Annotated in this window: 3 protein-coding genes and 1 pseudogene; 3 read left to right on the forward strand and 1 reads right to left on the reverse strand. The window is 71.7% G+C overall.

The annotated features are described in order from the left end of the window. Positions 1–765: nucleoside phosphorylase (locus ACIRDX_RS22775; RefSeq protein ID WP_396627701.1), on the forward strand; the 765-nt coding region annotated here is incomplete at its 5' end. Between the two features lie 51 nt (positions 766–816). On the opposite strand, the gene ACIRDX_RS22780 is transcribed toward ACIRDX_RS22775, so the two are convergent. After that, positions 817–1,971 carry a P1 family peptidase gene (locus ACIRDX_RS22780; RefSeq protein WP_396627702.1) on the reverse strand — a complete coding sequence of 385 codons (1,155 nt, stop codon included), beginning with the start codon at positions 1,969–1,971 and terminating at the stop codon, positions 817–819. 165 nt (positions 1,972–2,136) lie between these two features. Between ACIRDX_RS22780 and ACIRDX_RS22785 the strand changes: the two genes are divergently transcribed. Both ACIRDX_RS22785 and ACIRDX_RS22790 read left to right on the forward strand, forming a co-directional pair. After that, positions 2,137–2,340 (forward strand): hypothetical protein, encoded by a 204-nt coding sequence (locus ACIRDX_RS22785; RefSeq protein WP_396627703.1) that lies wholly within the window; start codon positions 2,137–2,139, stop codon positions 2,338–2,340. After that, positions 2,337–2,598 (forward strand): annotated as a pseudogene (locus tag ACIRDX_RS22790) (radical SAM protein); the annotation flags it as partial. The gene ACIRDX_RS22785 and the pseudogene ACIRDX_RS22790, both read left to right, overlap by 4 nt.

Consider the following 2,598-nt stretch of genomic DNA (forward strand, 5'->3'; position numbering starts at 1 on the left):
GCCCATCCCCTCGAGGCCCCCTCGGCGTTCCGCCCCGAGGACCTGATGCAGGCGGTGCGCGACTCGCGGGGACTGCCCGACGACCCGCTGCCGCCGATCTGCGTCCTCGACTTCGACGGCGACCTGTGGGACGGACTCGTGGGCCTGCCGGGTGTCGCGCCGGTACGTTCATGGGCCTGCTTCCACACACAGATGCTGGGCGTGACCTTCGGGGACATGCGCTGCGGCGTGGTGCCGCGCACCATCGGCGGTCCGTACGCGGTGCTGGTCGCCGAGCAGCTGCACGCCGCCGGCGTGCCGGTGATCGTCGGGCTGACGTCGGCCGGGCGGGTGTCGCCCGATCTGCCCCTGCCGTGCATTGTCGTGGCCGATGACGCCGTCCGCGACGAGGGCACCTCACTGCACTACCTGCCCCCGGCGCGGCTGGTCGCCTCGCCGTCGCTGGCACTCGCGGACCAGCTGGCGCGCGCGCTGGCGCCGGTGTCGACGGTACGCCGCGGCCGCGTCTGGAGCACCGACGCGCCGTACAGGGAGACGTCCGAGCAGCTGGCGGCCTGGGCAGCCGAGGAGGTGCTGGCGGTGGAGATGCAGGCGGCCTCGCTCTTCGCGTTCGGCCAGGCCCGCGGCGCCACCATCGGCATCGTCGCCCTGGTGAGCAACGGCAGCGACCACGACGGCGCGCAGTTCGACACGGGTGAGCAGGCCTACCGTGTCCGGGTCCTCGAGGCCATCGCCATCGCCGGCGCGGCCCATCTGGCGCGGTGAAGGCCACGAGCTGCAGGCGGCAGGCTGCCTGTGGCCTGTGGCCCGTGTGGCCTACCGATACGCGCGCGTGGCCAGCGCGCGCCGCACCTCGTCGACAGGCAGGGCACGCACGGTCCGGCCACGACCCGTCGTGTCGATGGCCTTGAGCATCGAGTCGTAGACGGCTTCCTCGGTGGCATCCATCGCGGCCTCGAACAGGGGCGACACGCCGTCGGTGGGCATCGCCGTGCGCGGTTGCGGCGTGTCGACACCGTGCGCGACGCGCAGCGACGGGTGCGTGGAGAACGCGATGGCGAAGTCGCCACTGCCGTTGGCGTACGTGGATCCGGTCCGCGCCAGGGCGAACAAGGCCCGCGCGGCCAGGCGCTCGAGGTCGCGCGCGTCGAGCGGCGCGTCGGTGGCGACGACGAGCATGCAGGACCCGTCGGCGGCAGCCTCGCGCGGCGCCGACGCGAGCGCCTTCCACAAGGGCACGCCGTCCATCATCAGGCGGCCACCGTAGTTGCTCTGCACGAGGACACCGACGGTCCAGGTGTCGGTGCCCTTCGGCACCACGCGCGACGAGGTGCCGATGCCGCCCTTCCAGCCGAACGCGACGGTGCCGGTGCCGGCGCCGACGGCACCCTCCTCGACCGGACCGGGGGCCCCCGCCTCGATGGCACGGCGGACGTCGGCGGCCGTCACGTGCAGGCCGCGGATGTCGTTGAGGCCGCCGTCGTTGGTCTCGCCGACCAGCGCGTTCACGGAGCGCACGTCGGCGTTGCCCGGCTGCGCGAGGGTCCACCGCACCACGCCCTCGATGGCCGGCCCAACCGCGAGCGTGTTGGTGAGCACGATCGGCGTCTCGATGGTGCCGAGTTCGCGCACCTGCGTCGACCCGGCGAGCTTGCCGAAGGCGTTGCCGACGAACACGGCGCCGGGCACTTTGTCGCGGAACACGTTCCCCTCGTGCGGCACGATGACCGTGACCCCTGTCCGGACCTCGTCGCCACGGACGATCGTGACCTGCCCCACGCGCACGCCGCGCACGTCGGTGATGGCGTTGACGGCACCTGGTGCGTAGGGGCCCGGCGCGACGCCGAGGTCGCGTGCCGACGGCCGCGGCTGGGCTACGGCCGAGTTGGCCGCGAGCACCAGCCCCACGAGCAATGCGCTGGTGCGACGAGCCCATGTCACGGCCGAGAGGAACGCGCGAATCCTGTGCATGCGGCCGATTCTGCCATGCGCCCGAGCGGGCCGATCCCGCGTGATAGACTGGCGCCTCACCGAGCCAGCAGTCGCGGTCACACGCCGTGTCATGAGCCTGGGACTCCCGTCTGTCCGCGTGGTGCGCCGTTCTCGTTCCCCCGTGCACCTGGAGGCTGTTGTCCCATGGTCAAGCGCCCTGATGATCTTGGCGCGTTCGCGTTCGTCACCCTTGCGCGGCTGCGTGTGCTGCAGCTGGCCCAGGGATGCACGCCGCGCGTGCCCGGCGTGCACACGATCGCCGTCATGGCGCAGATGGAGGTTGCCGCAGGCGAGGTGAAGCCTGAAGACGACCTTGTCGAGTCTCTCCTAGGAGCCGTTGCACCTTGAGCGTATATCTCGTCAATCCGAGTCACGTGTCCTTCGGGATCGGGGTCATCACCCCCCGCTGGATGTACGTGCTGGCATCGGCCACGCCAGACACGTTCGGCACGCCCATCCTGGTCGACGAAACCCTCGAGCCCCTCGATCCCGCGATCCTGAAACGCGGCGACACGGTGGGGATCGGCATCCACACGGGCAATGCCCTGCGCGGCTACGAGATCGGCAAGGCCGCGCGTGAGGCGGGGGCCACCGTGGTCTACGGCG

The sequence above is a fragment of the Luteitalea sp. genome (genome assembly GCF_044337415.1).
Taxonomy (GTDB): domain Bacteria; phylum Acidobacteriota; class Vicinamibacteria; order Vicinamibacterales; family Vicinamibacteraceae; genus Luteitalea.